Source organism: Clostridium carboxidivorans P7 (assembly GCF_001038625.1).
Lineage (GTDB): Bacteria > Bacillota > Clostridia > Clostridiales > Clostridiaceae > Clostridium_AM > Clostridium_AM carboxidivorans.
In genome coordinates this window covers 2,963,618-2,982,242 of record NZ_CP011803.1, presented here as the reverse complement: position 1 = coordinate 2,982,242, position 18,625 = coordinate 2,963,618, and the positions used below count along the sequence as shown (strand labels likewise).

General features: G+C 29.6%; 15 protein-coding genes, 1 tRNA gene and 1 other annotated feature. Of the genes, 11 read left to right on the top strand and 5 right to left on the bottom strand.

Features of this window, described 5'->3' with window-relative positions:
• The first annotated feature begins 21 nt into the window (after positions 1–21).
• The 7 genes from Ccar_RS13035 (at position 22) to gatB (ending at position 11,008) form a co-directional block, all read left to right on the top strand.
• Positions 22–1,143, top strand: a complete 1,122-nt coding sequence (locus Ccar_RS13035; RefSeq protein ID WP_007060195.1) for a glycosyltransferase family 2 protein — start codon at positions 22–24, stop codon at positions 1,141–1,143.
• A 36-nt stretch (positions 1,144–1,179) separates the two neighbouring features.
• On the top strand, positions 1,180–3,411 hold the full coding sequence (locus Ccar_RS13030; protein ID WP_007060196.1) for a cyclic di-GMP-binding domain-containing protein, MshE-related: 2,232 nt from the start codon (positions 1,180–1,182) through the stop codon (positions 3,409–3,411).
• 70 nt (positions 3,412–3,481) lie between these two features.
• Complete coding sequence (locus tag Ccar_RS13025) at positions 3,482–5,695, top strand: cellulose biosynthesis cyclic di-GMP-binding regulatory protein BcsB (protein WP_007060197.1); 2,214 nt, start codon at positions 3,482–3,484, stop codon at positions 5,693–5,695.
• A 164-nt stretch (positions 5,696–5,859) separates the two neighbouring features.
• Positions 5,860–6,112, top strand: a binding site (T-box leader).
• Positions 6,113–6,350: 238 nt separating this feature from the next.
• Complete coding sequence (aspS, locus tag Ccar_RS13020; RefSeq protein ID WP_007060198.1) at positions 6,351–7,634, top strand: aspartate--tRNA(Asn) ligase; 1,284 nt, start codon at positions 6,351–6,353, stop codon at positions 7,632–7,634.
• A gap of 91 nt (positions 7,635–7,725) precedes the next feature.
• Positions 7,726–8,010, top strand: a complete 285-nt coding sequence (gene gatC / locus Ccar_RS13015; RefSeq protein ID WP_007060199.1) for an Asp-tRNA(Asn)/Glu-tRNA(Gln) amidotransferase subunit GatC — start codon at positions 7,726–7,728, stop codon at positions 8,008–8,010.
• Positions 8,011–8,088: 78 nt separating this feature from the next.
• Positions 8,089–9,549 carry an Asp-tRNA(Asn)/Glu-tRNA(Gln) amidotransferase subunit GatA gene (gene gatA, locus Ccar_RS13010; protein ID WP_007060200.1) on the top strand — a complete coding sequence of 487 codons (1,461 nt, stop codon included), beginning with the start codon at positions 8,089–8,091 and terminating at the stop codon, positions 9,547–9,549.
• Between the two features lie 19 nt (positions 9,550–9,568).
• Positions 9,569–11,008 carry an Asp-tRNA(Asn)/Glu-tRNA(Gln) amidotransferase subunit GatB gene (gene gatB, locus Ccar_RS13005; protein ID WP_007060201.1) on the top strand — a complete coding sequence of 480 codons (1,440 nt, stop codon included), beginning with the start codon at positions 9,569–9,571 and terminating at the stop codon, positions 11,006–11,008.
• Between the two features lie 57 nt (positions 11,009–11,065).
• On the opposite strand, the gene Ccar_RS13000 is transcribed toward gatB, so the two are convergent.
• The 3 genes from Ccar_RS13000 to iadA form a co-directional block, all read right to left on the bottom strand.
• On the bottom strand, positions 11,066–11,740 hold the full coding sequence (locus tag Ccar_RS13000) for an ATP-binding cassette domain-containing protein (protein WP_007060202.1): 675 nt from the start codon (positions 11,738–11,740) through the stop codon (positions 11,066–11,068).
• Positions 11,741–11,760: 20 nt separating this feature from the next.
• Positions 11,761–12,420: a molybdate ABC transporter permease subunit gene (gene modB / locus Ccar_RS12995; protein WP_034826435.1), complete on the bottom strand. Its 660-nt coding sequence runs from the start codon at positions 12,418–12,420 to the stop codon at positions 11,761–11,763.
• Between the two features lie 165 nt (positions 12,421–12,585).
• A complete protein-coding gene (iadA, locus tag Ccar_RS12990; RefSeq protein ID WP_007060204.1) occupies positions 12,586–13,761 on the bottom strand; it encodes a beta-aspartyl-peptidase in 1,176 nt (391 codons plus the stop codon).
• 184 nt (positions 13,762–13,945) lie between these two features.
• Here iadA and Ccar_RS12985 point away from each other — a divergent pair, with 184 nt between their 5' ends.
• The 4 genes from Ccar_RS12985 (at position 13,946) to Ccar_RS12970 (ending at position 16,182) form a co-directional block, all read left to right on the top strand.
• On the top strand, positions 13,946–14,326 hold the full coding sequence (locus Ccar_RS12985) for a zinc-ribbon domain-containing protein (RefSeq protein WP_007060205.1): 381 nt from the start codon (positions 13,946–13,948) through the stop codon (positions 14,324–14,326).
• 119 nt (positions 14,327–14,445) lie between these two features.
• Positions 14,446–14,520: transfer RNA gene (locus tag Ccar_RS12980), tRNA-Glu, on the top strand.
• A gap of 206 nt (positions 14,521–14,726) precedes the next feature.
• Positions 14,727–15,341, top strand: coding sequence for an RNA polymerase sigma factor (locus Ccar_RS12975; RefSeq protein ID WP_007064950.1), 615 nt, complete (start codon positions 14,727–14,729; stop codon positions 15,339–15,341).
• Positions 15,319–16,182, top strand: coding sequence for a hypothetical protein (locus tag Ccar_RS12970; protein ID WP_007060207.1), 864 nt, complete (start codon positions 15,319–15,321; stop codon positions 16,180–16,182). Before Ccar_RS12975 ends, Ccar_RS12970 begins: the two co-directional genes overlap by 23 nt.
• Before the next feature lie 186 nt (positions 16,183–16,368).
• On the opposite strand, the gene Ccar_RS12965 is transcribed toward Ccar_RS12970, so the two are convergent.
• Both Ccar_RS12965 and Ccar_RS12960 read right to left on the bottom strand, forming a co-directional pair.
• On the bottom strand, positions 16,369–17,907 hold the full coding sequence (locus Ccar_RS12965) for a HAMP domain-containing sensor histidine kinase (protein WP_007060208.1): 1,539 nt from the start codon (positions 17,905–17,907) through the stop codon (positions 16,369–16,371).
• 9 nt (positions 17,908–17,916) lie between these two features.
• The gene (locus Ccar_RS12960; protein WP_007064951.1) at positions 17,917–18,594 is read right to left on the bottom strand and encodes a response regulator transcription factor; all 678 of its coding nucleotides are present in this window, start codon (positions 18,592–18,594) and stop codon (positions 17,917–17,919) included.
• Between the last annotated feature and the right edge of the window lie 31 nt (positions 18,595–18,625).

Below are 18,625 nucleotides of genomic sequence, written 5' to 3'. Positions count from 1 at the left end.
AGATACAAGGAGATGGATTTAATGCTGTCAGTTGTTGTTCCAGTATATAATGAGCAAAAAAATATTGAAGAATTAGTGAGACGAATAGAAAAAGCCTTAATAAATATAGAATATGAAATTGTATTTATAGATGATAGTATAGATGATACTCCTCAAATAATAAAAAATATAGCAATTAAAGATGAAAAAGTGAAGTTTAAACATAGAGGTAATAAAACGGGACTTTCTTCAGCAGTAATTGAAGGTTTTGAAATTGCAAAAGGCGATATAATTGCAGTAATGGATGGGGACTTACAACATCCACCGGAAATATTATATGAAATGAGCAAAGCTATATATGAAGGAGCTGATATTGTAGTTCCAAGTAGATTTATACCTGGAGGAGATGATGGAGGCTTAAATTTATTTAGAAAATTGATCTCAGCTGGAGCAAGATATATGGCAAAGGTTTTATTAAAAAAAGTAAGAAAATTTTCAGATCCCACAAGTGGAATTTTTATGTTTAGAAGAGAAGTAATAAAAGAAAAAAAGCTTTGCAATATAGGATGGAAAATACTAATGGAGATATTAGTCATAGGTGAATATTATGTTTCAGTTGAAATTCCATATAAGTTTTGCAATAGAAATTTTGGAAAATCAAAGATGTCATTAAAAGTGCAAATAGAGTATATATTTCATTTGTTGAGTTTAATAAACAGAAGTAAAGAAGATAAAAGATTTTATTGTTTTTGTGCAGTTGGCTTATTAGGAGTTTTGGTTGATATGAGTGTGTTTTTTCTAATGGGTACCATATTTCCAATTGTGCCAGTAAAAGCTGATGCAATTATATCTGCATCAGCAGCAATTGTATCCAATTATATTTTTAATAATTTAATTACATGGAGAGATAAATTCAAAAATGAACTAAAAATTAAAAATGAGCTATTTAATTTAAAGTTTGTGAAATACATAGTAGTGTGTTTTACAGGAATTTTTATAAAATTTGTTGCTTTATTAATCTTTTATAATCTACTGAAATTTAACAAATATGCAGGAAACTTTATTGGGATTTTTGTTGCTAGTTTTTCTAATTATTACATGAGTAAATATTATGTTTTTGAAGTTAATGAGTATGAAAATGTAAAATACAGAGGATCAGTATAAAGCTTATTTAATGCATAGAGAGTGAGTGTTTGGTCAATGATTCAAGAGCGTACCAATAGAATAGGTGAAAGTCTTTTAAAACAAGGATATATTTCCGAAGAGCAATTAGAAATTGCATTAAAAATACAAGAAAAAACTAATAAGCTTATAGGAAATATATTAGTTGAAAGTGGATTTATATCCCAGCAGCAGCTAGCAGAATATATTACAAATAGACAATTTTCAAAAATTGGTGAATACCTTATATATGTAAAAGCTATAACTCCTGATCAACTAAAACAGGCTATAAAATATCAGGAAGTAAATGGTGGAAGATTAGGAAGTATATTAGTTTCATTAGGGTTTATCAATCAAGGTGTATTAGATAATTATTTAAATTCAAATTATAAGAGTAAACTTCCCATAGGAAAAATGTTGGTAGAAAATAATGAAATAACTAAGGAACAACTTATAAAAGCACTTGATTTGCAGAGAAAAAGTGGAGGGAGACTAGGAGATATATTACTATTTTTAGGATTTATAAAACCTGAAAGGTTATGCAGATATTTAGCAACTCAAAATAATGTTGGTAGGATTGGGAAAAATTTTGATATAAATGTATCTAAAAAATTGCCTTACAAATTAGCACTTAAATATAATGCTATAATACTAAATTCAAGAAATAACTGTTATGTAATTGCTGTAAAAGAATTATTAAGCTGGAAACAGTTAAAAGAAATTGAAGGGTACCTCCATAAACCAGTTGAACAAGTGCTAGCTACAATGCTGGAAATAGATAATTTTTGGAACATAGTTTATAGAAAAAAACAAAGTGAAGAAAGTGTATTTAAATTATATGATGATCAACCAGAAAATTCAGCCATTGTAACCTTTTCTAAATCTCAATTAATAATATTGATAATAGTTTGTATACTTATATTATTATCAATGGTGGCTAATTGTAAGGCCACATTGCTTTCAATAAACTTGTTTTTTCAGAGTATATATGCATTTATGACAACTTTAAAATTATATATAGTTATAAAAGGTTCGTATAAGGACAAGCAATTACATTTTACTACAGAGGAAATAGAAGCTATAGACGAAAAAGAATTACCTACTTATACTATCCTAATACCTGTTTATAAAGAAAAAGAAGTAATTAAAACACTAATTAAAAATATAGAAAATATTGATTATCCTAAATACAAATTGGATGTTTGTATATTGCTGGAAGAAGATGATGATGAAACTATAAGCACTGTAAAAGCAATGAAGCTTCCAGAATATTATTCAATGATCATAGTGCCCAAAAACACTCCAAAGACAAAGCCTAAAGCCTGTAATTATGGACTTATTAGAGCAAGGGGAAAGTATGTAGTAATATATGATGCTGAAGATAGGCCAGAATCAGATCAGTTGAAAAAAGTTTACTTATCCTTTAAGAAATTACCCAAAAATTATGTTTGTATTCAAAGTAAGCTTAACTATTTTAATAGTGATCAAAATTTTTTAACACGGCTGTTTACACAGGAGTACAGCATGTGGTTTGAACTTCTTTTAGTTGGAATAATGCAAATAAAAACTCCTATACCACTTGGGGGAACTTCAAATCATTTTAAAATAGAATTTTTAAAGGAAGTTGGTGCATGGGATCCATTTAATGTTACTGAGGATGCTGATTTAGGAGTAAGGTTGTTTAAGAAAGGTTACAATACAGCTGTTGTGGATTCTCGTACATGGGAGGAAGCAAATTCAGACTTATCAAATTGGATAAGGCAGCGTTCAAGATGGATAAAGGGATACATGCAAACTTGGTTTGTTCATATGAGACATCCTGTACAATTGTATAAATCATTAGGATTAAAAGGATTTGTAGGATACCAAGCTATGATATTAGGAACACCGCTGCTTCCACTTATCAATCCTATATTTTGGCTAATGTTGATACTGTGGTATACAACTAAAGCTAGTTGGATAAGATCCATGTTCCCAGGTGTATTTTACTATATAGCAGCTTTTCAACTGTTTTTTGGAAATTTTATGTTTACTTATACTAATGCAGTAGGAATGTACTGGGTTATAAGAGATTGTTCACTTAAAAAAGAACAACCATTTTCATATAGATTAGTTAAGTATGCATTATTATCACCTATATATTGGATATTAATGAGCGTAGCAGCATATAAGGCTTTAATACAGTTAATTATTAAACCATTTTATTGGGAAAAGACTAACCATGGTTTGACAGAAATAAGAGAAAGAAATTTTGGTTCTCTTGATGTGTAAAGATTTAATATTAGATAAATCAAAAACTTTGTAATTTATTACTAGAGATTTTTGGAGGTAGATGACGTATATGAATTTAAAGTTTAAAATTAAAGTTATAATAATGTTTTTAATAATTGTTTTAATAATTCCATTTAGTTGTGTTTTTGCAGAAGAAGACAATAATTCAAGCGCAAGCTATGATATTCCAATATTTAAAGAGGATCAAAAATTGAGTTTGCCTAAAAATGTAGGTTCATATTGGTTTACAGTACCTAAGGGCTTTGACATTGGAGAGGATTGTTATGTTCAGCTGCATTTTACTTTTTCAAATACTTTAATTAGTACCCGTTCTAATATCACTATGCTTATCAATGACTATCCAGTTGAAACTCAGTGGACTTATGAGGTTCAAAAGGCTACTTCAGGATGGTGGAATGTAAAATTTCCAACTTCCAAATTGAAAGTAGATAGTATTAATGAAATTAAATTTCAAAGTAATCAAAGATCAATAGAAGGTGATTGTGCTGATATGGATAATCCAAGCAATTGGGTTGTCTTTCATAAGGATTCAAAATTGCATGTAACAGTAAATAAATATCCTGATTCCCTATTGTCAAATTTTCATTTAATATATTATGATAATTTTTTGAAGAATAATGTTCTATCTACTGATTTTATATTGCCTAAAAATATAGATGATAATTGTAAAGCTGCATTATTAAAGACAAGTTCTTCTATTGGAAAGGTGTCTACGGACAAGGACAATATAGATTATGGAGTATTTAGAGAAAGTGATGCAGCTGCAGGAAAAAATAAAGTATTTGTAGGGATGTATTCAGCTTTTGCCAATATTAATAATTTTTTTAATCCAGAAGATAATAAATTATCAAAGGATGAAGGATACTTATCTGTAAGGCAGCAAAGTGGAAACATTTATAATACTTTAGTAACTGGAGAAAGTAAAGCTGGATTAAATAAAGCAGTAGATTTTATGTCTGATAATAGTCTTTTAAAGCAGGTTGCAGCTGATTCAATAAAAATTAATTCTAATTCGAAATATAGTCCTAGTATTAAACCTGTTAATACAAGTGGAGTATATAAATTTTCTGATTTTGGATATTCGGATGTCAATTTGCAGGGGGCTTTCCATCAAAAATTAGATATGTCCTTTATTCAACCAAAGGGAATACAAAGCCAAAAGGGTTCATATATTGATTTGAAGTTCAAGCATTCTAAAGTGCTGGATTCTGATAGATCAGCCATGACAGTATATATAAATGGAATGGCGGTAAATAGTGCAAAATTAACAGTTGCTAATGCGGAAGAGGGTACTTTGAAAATTAATATACCTGAGAGTGAGTTGAATTTACCAGAAATAAAAGTTTCTATAGAATGTTATAACTATTTAGGAAAGATTGATTGTTCTAAGGACTATTATGATAGTGCGTGGACTGTTATAAATTCTGATTCCAAGTTATGTTTGCTTTCTAAAGAAACAAGCATTCAACCTAATTTGCAAAAGTTTCCTTTTTTTTATACAAATTACTCTAATAATGATAATCAAGTAGCCATAGGAATGTGGGATACTTCAAATTTATTCAATTTAAAAATAGCATCAATATTAGCAACTCGTATAGGTCAAAATACTGGAGAAGTATTTAATTGGGATATAATTGAAAAAAATGGTGAACTGACAGATAAGCAGAAGGCTATGAATATGATATTTTTAGGTACCTACAACGATGTGAAAATACCAGAAAGCATCAAGAAAAAATTGGCAATATCGCCTTCAAAAAATGGAAATTTGGATATAAAAAAAGAAGTTAATTTAATTCCTGAAGTATTAAAAAATAAAGTGTTATTTCAAGTTATAAGATCACCATGGGATACTTCAAAACGAGTATATGTCATATTATGTGATAACAATATTGCTAGTCTTCAATTATTAGAGTCTGCACTTAGTGATAGGAATATATTATCAAAATTAGATGGACAAGTTACAGTAATTGATGCTAATAAGAAGCTTCAGAACATAAATGTTAAGGAAGCAGGAAGCGTTAAAGTGACTAAAACCTTATGGGAAGAAATAAGATATGCTGAATTTAAAACACATTTACCATGGTGGATGCTAATGATTATATTAATAGTTATTACAGTTGGTATTGCAGCTATAATTTATTTGCATAGAAGTAAAAATGAATTTAAGAAAAAAAGTGAAAAGTTAAAAAGGCAGGAAGGCTTCTTTTATGAAGATATTGAAGAAAGTGAAGAAACTAAAAATAATAAGGATCCACTTGAATAATGATTATGTTAAATACTTTAAGATTTTAGTGGAAACTTATTAAAGAATGGAATATTAATTAAATAAAATGAAAAAAATATGTTTAAATCTTTAAAAAATTATCAAAAAACTATTGACTTATATTTATACAGTAATTATAATATAAACATAACTTGAAATGCTTAAGAAAAACAATGATAGGGAGAGTAAATATAATTCAGATTCAGAGCGAATTCGGGAAGGTGGAAGCCGAATATGAAGATTATATTGAAGAACACCCTGGAGTATCTAACCGAAATTTTTATAAGAGTAGGCTTAGACGTATTCCCTATGTTACAAGGGATAGGTATCGATAAGTAAGTTTAATTATCTGTACCGATAAGAGATAGCTTTAAAGCTAAATTAGGGTGGCACCACGGAATAGTATCCGTCCCTATACCGCAAGGTATAAGGACGGTTTTTTATATTCAAAAATAAATTTAATTTATGCAAATGCATAAATCCCCTAATGAAGCAGTAACTCTTATTTTATTACGTGTATATTTATAAGTATACCGGATAAGTGTTTAAAGCTAAATTAGGGTGGCACCGCGAAGAAATTCGCCCCTGTATCTATTAAGATACAGGGGTTTTTTATTTGAAAAAATGGAAAATATATGTTTTAGGAGGCAATATTATGGAAAGATTATATGTAGAAAAAGTTAAGGAATCAGCTTCAGATGAAGTTTTAGTTAAAGGATGGGTTCATAAAGTAATTGATTTTAAAAACTTCGGTTTTGTTCATTTGAGAGATAAGACAGGAATAATTCAATTAGTAGTTGGTAAGGAACTTTTAAAGGGATTAAGATTAGAAATGAGTTTAGAGGTTGTTGGAACTAAGGTAGCAAATGAAAAGGCCCCAGGTGGAATTGAGCTGCAGGTTAAGGAATTGAAAGTTCTAGGAAAAACTTATTATGATAAACTTCCAATAACAGTAAATGAAAGAAAAAGTTCAGCTCATTTGGAAACACAATTAGATTATAGATATATAAGTTTAAGAAATCCAAAAACTAGAGCAGCTTTTAAAGTTCAACAGGAAATAGTTACAGCTTTTAGAGAGTATTTATTACAAAATGACTTTTCAGAAATTCATACGCCAAAAATTTTAGGTGCAAGTACTGAAGGTGGTTCTGAAGTATTTACTATAAACTATTTTGACAAAAGAGCATTCCTTGCTCAAAGTCCACAGTTCTTTAAGCAAATGATGGTAGGAGCAGGATTTGAAAAAGTATTTGAAATAGCTCCAGCATATAGAGCAGAACTTCACAACACTTACAGACATTTAAATGAGTATATAAGTCTTGACTTAGAAATGGGATTCATAAAAGATGAAAATGATATTATGGATTTAGAAGAAGGCTTTATGAGACACTTATTCCAGCATTTAAGAAAGACTTGCCAAAAGGAATTAGAAATGTATGATGTAAATCTTCCAGAAAAAGTTGAAATTCCAAGAATACCTCTTGCAGAAGCTCATAAAATACTTTTAGAGAAGTATGGTAAGAGATCTCCAGTAGGAAACATTGATGCTGAAGGAGAAGAACTTTTTGCAAAATATATAAAAGAAAAATATGATAGTGATTTCGTATTTTTAACAGCTTATCCAGTTAAAAAGAGACCTATGTATGCTATGCCAGATGAAGATGGAATGACAAAGAGCTTTGACCTTATATATAAAGGACTTGAAATAACTACTGGAGGTCAAAGAATACACGATTATGAAATGTTAAAAGAAAATATAAAGAAATTTGGATTTAACCCAGAAGATTATGGTTTCTATTTAGAAAGCTTTAGATATGGAATGCCACCACATGGCGGATTAGCTATAGGACTTGAAAGAATTACAATGAAAATTCTTAACCTAAGCAATATAAGAGAAGCTACATTACTTCCAAGAGATATGAAGAGATTAGAGCCTTAGGATATTTTTAAAAAATTAGCATTAATCATAAAATATTTAAAATGATTAGGCATTAGAAAGTATCTTGGTTTAGAAATAGGAGGATTTAAAGATGATAAGCATTGATGAGGTTAAATATATTGCAAAGCTTGCAAAACTTAAGGTTACTGATGAAGAAGCAGAAAAAATGGCTAAAGACTTTGAAGGAATATTAGGACATTTTGCATCTATAGATAAATTTGATTTAAGCGGCGTAGATTTGAATAAATATGAAGATGGACTAAAATCCTTTGTCAGAGAAGATGAAGTAAAAGTTTATGAAGAGAAGAAAAAATTATTCCAGAACGTTAAAAGCATGAGAGACGTTTACGTTGAAGTTCCAAAGATAATAGAATAATTAAAGTGGGATTAAGGTGCTTTAACCTTTTAAAATACCTTGATTCTCACTCTAATTTAAAATCAGGAGGTTGTAAATATGGAAATACAAGCTATGACAGCTTTTGAAATAAAAAAAGGTATAGAAGAAGGAAAATTTACTTCAGAAGAAATCGTAAAAAAGCTTTTTGAAAGAATAAAAGAAGTAGATCCAAAGGTAGAAGCATATATTACACTTTGTGAAGAAGAAGCTATAAAATCAGCTAAAGTAGTGGATGAAAAAGTTAAAAATGGAGAAAAGCTTGGAAAATTTGCAGGAGTACCTATTGCAATTAAAGATAACATATGTACAGATGGAATAAAAACTACTTGTGCATCAAAAATGTTAGGAGATTTTATTCCACCATATGATGCTACTGTAATTAAAAAATTAAAGGCAGAAGATGCAGTTATAATAGGAAAAACTAATATGGATGAGTTTGCTATGGGATCTTCCACAGAAAATTCAGCTTTTATGAAAACTAAAAACCCATGGGATTTTAAAAGAGTTCCTGGCGGATCTTCAGGTGGATCTGCTGCAGTAGTAGCAGCTGGAATTGCACCAGTGTCATTAGGTTCTGATACAGGTGGTTCAATTCGTCAGCCAGCAGCATTTTGTGGAGTAGTTGGATTAAAGCCAACTTATGGATTAATATCAAGATTTGGACTTGTAGCTTTTGCATCATCTCTTGATCAAATAGGACCTTTTGGAAAAACAGTTGAAGATTGTGCAATGACATTAGAAGTTATATCAGGTTATGATAAAATGGACAGCACTAGTTCAAGAAAAGAAGTTGAAACAGATTATCTAAGTGCACTAGATGGAAGTGTTAAAGGATTAAAAATAGGAGTACCTAAGGAATTCTTTGGAAAAGGCTTAAATGAAGAAATAAAAGCTTCTTTGGAAAAGGTTATGGGAAAGCTTAAGGAAATGGGTGCAATCGTTGAAGAAACTACTATGCCTATAACAGAAGAAGGACTTTCTTCTTATTATATAATATCTTCAGCAGAAGCTAGTTCAAACTTAGATAGATATGATGGAATAAGATATGGATATAGAGCAAAGGATTATGAATCTGTTGATGATTTAATGGCACAAACAAGGACAGAAGGCTTTGGAAAAGAAGTTAAGAGAAGAATCATGCTTGGAACATATGCATTATCTTCTGGTTACTATGATGCTTATTACAATAGAGCTCAAAAGTTACGAAAAGAGATAAGAAGACAGTTTAAAGAAACTCTTGAAAAATATGATTTAATATTGAGCCCAACTTCACCTGTACTTCCATTCTTAAGTGGAGAAAAGAGTGAAAATCCTATGGAAATGTATCTTGCAGATATATACACTGTAAATATCAATTTAGCTGGAGTTCCAGCATTATCCCTTCCTTGTGGATTTAGCAAAGAAGGACTTCCAATAGGAATTCAAATTATAGGACCTCATTTTGGAGAAAAGAAAATATTAAAGGCTGCTTATGCACTTGAAAAAGAACTTAAAGTAGATACTTTAGCTATAAAGTAAGCAGAAGGGAGAAAAAATTATGAGTTATGAAACAATAATTGGTTTGGAAATACACGCTGAATTAAATACAAAGACAAAAATATTTTGCAACTGTTCTACTAAGTTTGGGTCTGAGCCTAACAGCAATACATGTCCAGTATGTTTAGGATTGCCAGGAACATTACCTGTTTTGAATGAAGAAGTAATTAACTTAGCTATAAAAGCTGGTAAGGTTTTAAACTGTAAAATAAATAAGTTAAACAAAATGGATAGAAAAAATTATTTTTATCCAGACCTTACAAAATCTTATCAAATTTCTCAGTTTGATTTGCCAATCTGCAGCGGAGGGTATCTTGAATTTGAATTAGATGGAGTTAAAAAGAAAGTAAGATTAAACAGAATACACATAGAAGAAGATCCAGCAAAACTTACTCATTTGGAAGATGAACCATTTTCATTAATAGACTATAACCGTGCAGGAATGCCACTTGCAGAAATAGTTACGGAGCCAGATATTCATTCACCAGCAGAAGCAGTAGCTTTTCTTAAGACATTAAAATCACTGCTTGAATATGCAGAAGTGTCAGACTGTAGAATGGATCAAGGATCTATGAGATGTGATGCTAATATTTCTTTAAGACCAGTTGGACAGGAAGAATTCAATACTAAGGTAGAAATTAAGAATATAAACTCCTTTAAAGAAGTTCAAAAAGCATTAGAAAAGGAACAAAAAAGACAACAAGAGCTTTATAATTTTGGAGAAGGGGATAAAATAAAGCAGGAAACTAGAAGATGGGATAGCGGAAAGGGAAGAACTATTCCTATGAGATCTAAGGAAGATGCTGATGATTATAGATATTTTCCAGATCCAGATTTAGTACCAATAGTTATTAGTGATAACCAAATAGAAAGTATAGAAAAATCTATTCCAGAGCTTGCACCAGAGAAGAAAGTTAGATTCATGGAGCAATTTAAGCTTACAGAAAAAGAAGTAGATATTTTAGTTTCTGATAAAGCGCTAAGTCATTTCTATGAAGGTGTTGTAGCACTTGGAGCGGATGCAAAAACTGCTGCAAATTGGATTTTAGCTGAAGTGCTTAGAATACTTAAAGAAAAAGAAATGGAAAGCACTGACATGACTCTTAAACCAGAAATGCTTTGTAAACTTATAAAGCTGATAGGTGAAGGAAAAATAAGTAATACAGCAGGAAAAGAAGTATTCAATGAAATGTTTGATTCAGGAAAAGATCCTGAAGAAATAGTAAAGGAAAAAGGACTTTCTCAAATAAGTTCATCAGATGTGCTTGAAAAGATAGTAGATGAAGTTTTAAGTGCTAACCCTAAATCAATAGAAGATTATAAGAGTGGTAAACAGCAGGCAGCTGGATTCTTAATGGGTCAAGTAATGAAAGCTTCAAAGGGTCAGGCAAATCCTAAGATGGCAAAGGAACTTATTGAGACTAAATTAAAATCTATGTAGTATAATAAAAGCTATGAAATTAAGGTGTGAACCTATATTTCATAGCTTTTTAAATTATTAAATAGAAACGCTAGCTTCTAAAGTAGGAGTATTTTTACATTCTTTAATCCTTCCATAATCTATATGAATTATTTTATCACCTAGCAAACGAGCTTCTTCAGGATTGTGTGTAACTAAAATAATGTCTATAGAATATAGCTTTTTTAACTGCAAAAATTCTTCATATACTATGGATTTAGTTTGTACATCTAGAGCTGAAAAAGGTTCGTCTAAAAGAAGAACATCAGGTTTTATAGATAAGGCCCTAGCTAGAGCAACTCTTTGTTTTTCACCACCTGATATTTGCTTTGGATATCTCCTTTTTAAATGATCAATATTAAAAACTTTCATAATATGTTCAATGTAGTTAGTGTCCTTTAAATTTTTGCATTCCAAACCAAATAATATGTTTTTTTCTATAGTCATGTGAGGAAAGAGAGCATAATTTTGAAATACATATCCTATATTTCTATCTTTAATTTTCATATTTATATTTTTTTTAGAAGAAAATATAGCTTCATTACCTACGGATATTTCACCTTCTTCAGGAGTTTTTATACCAGATATACAATCTAAAATTGTAGTTTTACCAGAACCTGAGTGTCCTTGTATAACAAGTACTTCTTTATTAAGGGAAAAATTCACATCCAAATCAAAACAATACATCTTTTTAAATATTCTAACGTTAAGCATAAAATCCATCCTTAAAAATATTATTTGCAATTTCGCTTTGTCCACATATTAAGGCTATATATGGTTGTGAAACTGAAAATTAAAACTATTAACACAAGGATATTAGCAGTTCTATTATCTCCACTTTCCACAGCAAAATATATAGCAGTAGGAATGGTTTGTGTTTTTCCAGGAATATTTCCAGCTATCATTAATGTAGCACCAAATTCACCTAAAGCTCTAGCAAAAGATAAAACTAAACCACTTATTATACCTGGGAAGGCCATTGGTAGTGTTACTTTAAAAAATACTTTAAGCTCACTAGCTCCCAATGTTCTTGCAGCGTTTTCACAGACCTTGTCCATATTTATGAAAGCTGCTTTGCAGCTTTGGTACATTAAGGGAAGAGAAACTACAAAGGAAGCTATACAAGCAGCAGTTAAAGTGAAAATTAGACTTTTATTAAAAACACTTAGAATAATTTTACCTATAAAACCGTACCTGCCTAATATTACTAAAAGACCATATCCTACAACGGAAGGAGGTAATACCATAGGTAAAATTATCAAAACTTCTAGAACATCCTTACCCTTAAACTCGTATTTGGTAAATAGTCTAGCTAAAGTAATTCCTATTATGCAGGTGAAAATTGTGGAAATTAAAGAAACTTTTAAAGAAATAATTATTGGACTTAGTATCATTTGTAACAACCCACTTCTGTTTATTTTTCAATTCGTTATACTAATAATAGTTTAACGCAATAATCTTTTGATGTAAACAATTAAATTTGTACCATAGCTGCTATAGGTAACACTTTTATCATTTTTTATTCGAGGAACATTGGAAGTTTTAAATTTTGCTTGAGTCTAAGAATCACTTGGCTTTGAAAAAGTTCCATATACAGCAGGTTTATAATTGCTTATCATAATTTTACCTTTACATATAACTGTATTCAAGTTTAATTTTTTATCCAATATTAATAGATCGGCATCAAAGCCTTCAGAAACTTTACCTTTATTTTTAAATTTTAAAAACTTAGCTGGTGAAGAAGTTAAAGGAATAAGAGATTCTTCCATGGATATACCATTTTCTATACATTGTCTTATGGTCTCAATATTTGTAGATGGCAAGCCTATTTTTAAAGAAAGTAGTTTGCCGTTTTCGTCAAATATAGGCATACTGCCACCTGAATCGGAACTCATAGTAATATTATAAGGTGATATATTTTCTTTAAGCATGGTTTTATAAACATCAAAAGCAAATAATGCATTATCTCCCTCAGGTTTAATACCTGTAGTTATGTCAATAAAGCCTCCATTTTTAGCATATTCTATAGAGTGTTTAAATGCTAATGGATTCCTATTTACATGAGTGGGAAGTAAATTTTCATAGGGTACTTCAGAGTCTTCTACTATATTAAATACAGGAGTGAGTCCTTTTTTTCCATCACCTATGTGTATATGTAAAATACCACATTTACCAGACAGCATGCCTCCAACTCTAGCTTCAGAAGCCAGATGAATTAAATCTTCAGAAGATGGATTACTGCTTCTATGGTCAGATACAGCAATTTCGCCTACACCTATTATTTTATCTACTAAAACAATGTCTCCTCTAGCACTGTCAGTTATTGTTCTTGTAGGCATTTCATAACATCCTGTCCAGCAATAGGTGCTTATACCTTCTTCGTCTAAAGATCTTGCTTTTGCAAGTAAGCTTCCCATACTTCTTGTAGTTCCATCAGTTCCTAACAATCCAACACAGGTAGTAATTCCGTTAGAGGTAAAGTCTGTAAGATTTAGTTCAGGAGCTCTAGTGGTAAATCCACCTTCACCACCACCACCAATAATATGGACATGAAGATCAATGAGACCAGGTGTTAAAGTAAAGCCCTCACCATCAATTATTCGGATTTCAGGAAAGTTTTTATCTGGAACTTGTATATTTTTAGATATATAAGCTATCTTATCAAAGCATATGAGAACATCATTTTTACCTAAATATTCTGGTGAGTAAATTTCTATGTTTTTTATCAATATCATAATGAACATCTCCTTTTGAATTAAGTAGGTAATATAAAAAATGCTTCGCATTTTGCTTATATTATTACTTATTATGTGTTAAAATATACTGTGTTAAAATTAAGTTTGTATTGTAAGTTGAGAATTTTTGTTGTAATATTATGAAGTGAATTTTCTTGGCATATTAATGCGGTAGGAGGGTACAATGTTCTTTATAGGAATATTTGGAGTAGAAGATAAACAAAAACAGATAAAAGATATAAACACCATAGATTGTAAGAATTGTAATAGTAGTAGACATACATTGATAAAACAATATTCTTTCTTTCATATATTTTTTATACCAATTTTTAAATGGAATATAAGGTATTTTTTAATATGCAATAATTGTAATACTATTTATGAAATACCTAAAGAAAAAGGTATTAGGGTAGAAAATGGAGAAGATTCAGCCATTACTTATTGGGACTTAAAGGTTATAGAAAATTATAACGGAACACAGGCGCAATTAAGATGTAGTAATTGTGGAAGGTCAGTAGATTCCAATTTTGAATTTTGTCCTTATTGTGGAGAAAGATTAAAATAATAATAAAAAAACGAAAAAAATTACAAAAAATTGTTGACACATAGAAAAAAATATATTATTATAATACATGTAGTCGAAAAGCTAAAGAAAAAAACTAATAAACAAAAGAAAAAATACGAGGCCCCTTGGTCAAGCGGTTAAGACACCACCCTTTCACGGTGGTAACAGGAGTTCGAGTCTCCTAGGGGTCACCATTAATTAAAATGCCAGTGTATTAAATTTAATACACTGGCATTTTTGTGTTTGCATGTAGTTTATAATGTAGGTAAAAGTATTGTTATTATTGAAATTTTAGAATTATATATCAATTTATTATTTGTATTTAAGAAAAAATTTTTGAACCTTTTTTGTATATGGTGTCTCTTATATAATAGGTGCACCTAGAAAGGAAGTTGATGATGTGGACGAAATCAGTTTAATACAGCGCTGCAAAGAGGGTGATATGGAGGCTTTTAACATTTTATTTAACCAATATAGCAATCAAGCAATTAGAACAGTATATCTTATAATTGGACGAAATGACATGGCAGAGGATATTGTACAGGAGGCTTTTATAAAATGCTATAAAGAAATTAAAAGTTTGAAAAATGCTGAAGCCTTTCGGTCCTGGTTTTATCGCTTACTCACAAGGATAGTTTGGCGTTACTGTTCAAAGGAAAAAAATTATTTACATACAGAAAGTATGGATGATAATAATAGAGAAACAATTGCAGATAGTTTAGTACTATCTGATATAGCTGAAAAAGATGAAATTAAAAGGCTTGTAAATGAAGCTATTGATAAATTAAGTGTACCATTAAAAACAACTATTATTCTTTATTATTACAATGAGTTGTCTATTAAAGAAATATCAAAAATTTTAGGGTGCTTCCAAGGTACGGTTAAATCAAGGCTTCACAATGCGAGAAAGTTTTTAGAGAAGGAATTAAGGAGCAAAAAGTTTGAAGGATATTCCTTTTATAACAGTTTAAATGGAAAGGAGCAAGATGAAAATGTCAAACCAACAACAATTTGATAATATAATAAAATCAGCATTAATGGATAAAGCTGAAAAAGTATCTCCACCAGAGAATATGTTTGAAAATATAAAAAGTGAAATTCAATTAAATAGAAATGAAAAAGTATTTAATTTAAAGGAAAGATTAGCGTATTTTAATTTAAAAAAGTCTGTGATTACGGCAGCATGCTGTATGTTTATAGTTGCAGGTGCAATTTTTACTTTTTCTCCAGATGCTAGAGTTTCGGCTCTTCGAAGTATAGGAAAGCATGTTAATGGCTATATAGATATGAAAAGTTATGATAAAGCACCATCAAAAGATGTTTTAAAAAAGGATTTAGGCTATGATGCTAAAATGCCGGCCTTTCTTCCAGGAGGATATAAGCTAATTGATGCTAGTGTAATGGGACATATTGATGGTTCAACACCAGATAAGCAATATGATAAAAAAGAAGCTGGAGGTATATATTCAAAAGATAATACTAAGGAAGAGAGCATATCATTAAGTGTTTGGAAAGCTGGAGCAAGAAAAGATTCTCCAATATGTAAAAATGCTAAGACTGTAACTGTTGGTAATACTACTGCACGTTGGGCAGAATATACAGTACATGTGCTGCCTAGCGATGTTAAATTGACAAAAGAACAGGAAGCTAAGGAGCGTAAAGCTTGTGAAAATGGAAAAGAAGTATTAATTGGCGCTAGCAGTAAAAATGGTACAAAAATTAAAGAAGAATTTAATACTGCTCATTCATTGCAATGGACACAAAACAATGTGAATTATGAACTTACCGATCAAAATAATAAATTGAGTTTTGAAGAAATGTCAAAAATAGCTGAGAACATAATAAATTCAAAGTAAAATTAATTTTAATAAAGCATAAGCAGTATACCACATAATCAAGAATTTAATGAATGTTAGTTTGGATTTTAAATTATCATAGTAATATTTATGTATAAGCAAAATCCAAACTAGCAATTATCTATAATTAAATGATTAATAAATAATTTTAGCAAATAAGATCATGTACAATTTAATGTGATTTTTTTAATTTATAGTTTTTAATGTAAAAAAGAAACAAACACCGTTTGGTGTATTTGTAGCACCGTAATTACTATTATGAAGTTCAAGTATTGCTTTTGATATGGCAAGTCCAAGACCTGTTCCTCCAAATTTTTTATTTCGAGATTTTTCAACTCTATAGAAAGTTTCCCAAATTCTACTTATTTCAGCTTCATTAATATTTTTACCAGAGTTTTCAATTGATATTTTTACGTAGGTTGTTATGTTTTCTAAGGACAACTTGATATATCCATTTTCCGGTGTGTTATCTATAGCATTATTTATAAAGTTAAATAATACTTGGCTTATACGAAACTCATCTCCTGTGACTAATACATCACTATAGTTGCTGCATTCTAATGTAATGTTTCTTTCTCTAGCAATATTTTCATATTTAGCACTTACTTTATTTATAAGGTTATTTATGTAGAATTCAGAAATATTGAGTTTATATCCTACAGATTCTAAAGTTGACAGCTCTAATAAATCTTTTACAAGCTTATCCATTCTTTCTGTTTCATCCAGTATGGTTTTAAATGCTAATTCCCTTTCGTCTCCTTGTGCAACGTCGTCTTTTATGCTTTCAGTGTAACCTCTTATTAATGTAATAGGTGTCTTAAATTCATGAGTTACAGCACCTAAAAATTCTCTCCTAAGCAAATCTAGTTCTCTTTGCAAATCTAAATCCTTTTGCAATTTTTCATTAGCATTAGAAAGTTTATGAAGTGTATTTTCAAGGTTATATGACATAATATTTATAGTTTTAGCTAAACTTCCTATTTCATTTTCGTTTTTTATCTCACATTTTTCAGAAAAATTTAAGCTTGCTATTTTAGATGCAGTTTTATTTATTTTCAATATAGGCTTTGCCACCCAATATGCAAGAATTATGGAAACAACAAAAATTAAAATAATTAAAAATAAACATATACAAATAGCATATTTTTTTAATATATTTGAAGATGTTGAGGTAAAAACTTCTGGAATAATAGCAGCTACATAAATATAATCAGATTTTGATACCTTATATATTTTTTCAAATACTATATATTTGGTGGGAATTTTATATTTGTTATAAATACGAAAAAGAGGCATTTCATCTCCTGTGTCAGGAAAATAGTGTATGCTAAAATTATAATTTGTAATTTTATTTTTTATATAATCAACATAATAAGGGTTAAATTGTGATTTTGTATTTTGTGTGATTTTTATATTATTTAAATCTTTATCAAATATAACAAAGTTTATCATGTTTTGATTTTCAAAGTCTTCTAGGGAACTTAATTGTATTTTTTCAAAAGCAGTGGGTTTAGTATTTATTCCTTCATCATTGGATATGATTTTACCTATAAAATCATCTGTAAAAAATTCTATATGTCTTTCTTTTTCTATGGTGTTTTGTGAAATATTGTAGGTTCTACCTACTATAAATACTTGGATAAAAACAATAATGCACAGAAAAGAAATTAATATTGAAGATAATATTATAAAAAGCTTAAAGATAATACTTTTATAAAATTTCATATTTCACCTCTATAAAGCATCAAATTTATATCCTCTACCTTTAACCGTTATTATAAGCTTGTGATTGTTACCTAGTTTTTGTCTTAATCTTCTAATATGTGTATCAATAGTTCGTGGATCTCCAAAATAGTCATATCCCCATACTTTATCAAGTATAATGTCCTTTGACAAAATAATTCCTTTATTTTGTATTAAAAATTTTAATAAATCATATTCCTTATGTGTCAGTACTATTTTTGAGTTGTCCACAGAAACTTCACCAGAATTAAAATCTATAATAAGACCGTCTTTTGAAAAAATATTGTCATTAGCATTTAATTTATTATCAACTCTATTTAAAAGAGCGTTGGCTTTTGCTACAAGCACTTTAGGACTGAAAGGCTTGGTTACATATGCATCAGTACCTTCATCGAATCCTTGTAGTATATCCTGTTCTTCAGTTTTTGCAGTAAGCATAATAATGGGTACATTAGAGATCTTTCTAATACATTCACAAACTTTAAAACCATTTATATAAGGAATCATTATATCAAGAATAATTAAATCTATTTTATTTAATTTGAATATATCTAAAGCTTGATTTCCATCTTCAGCTTCATATATATTGAAATCTTCCTTTCTAAAGTACATAGCTATTAAATTTCTAATTCCTGCATCATCCTCAACTATAAGGAGATTTTTAAACATAATACTTATCACCTCTTAATGAAATTTAAAT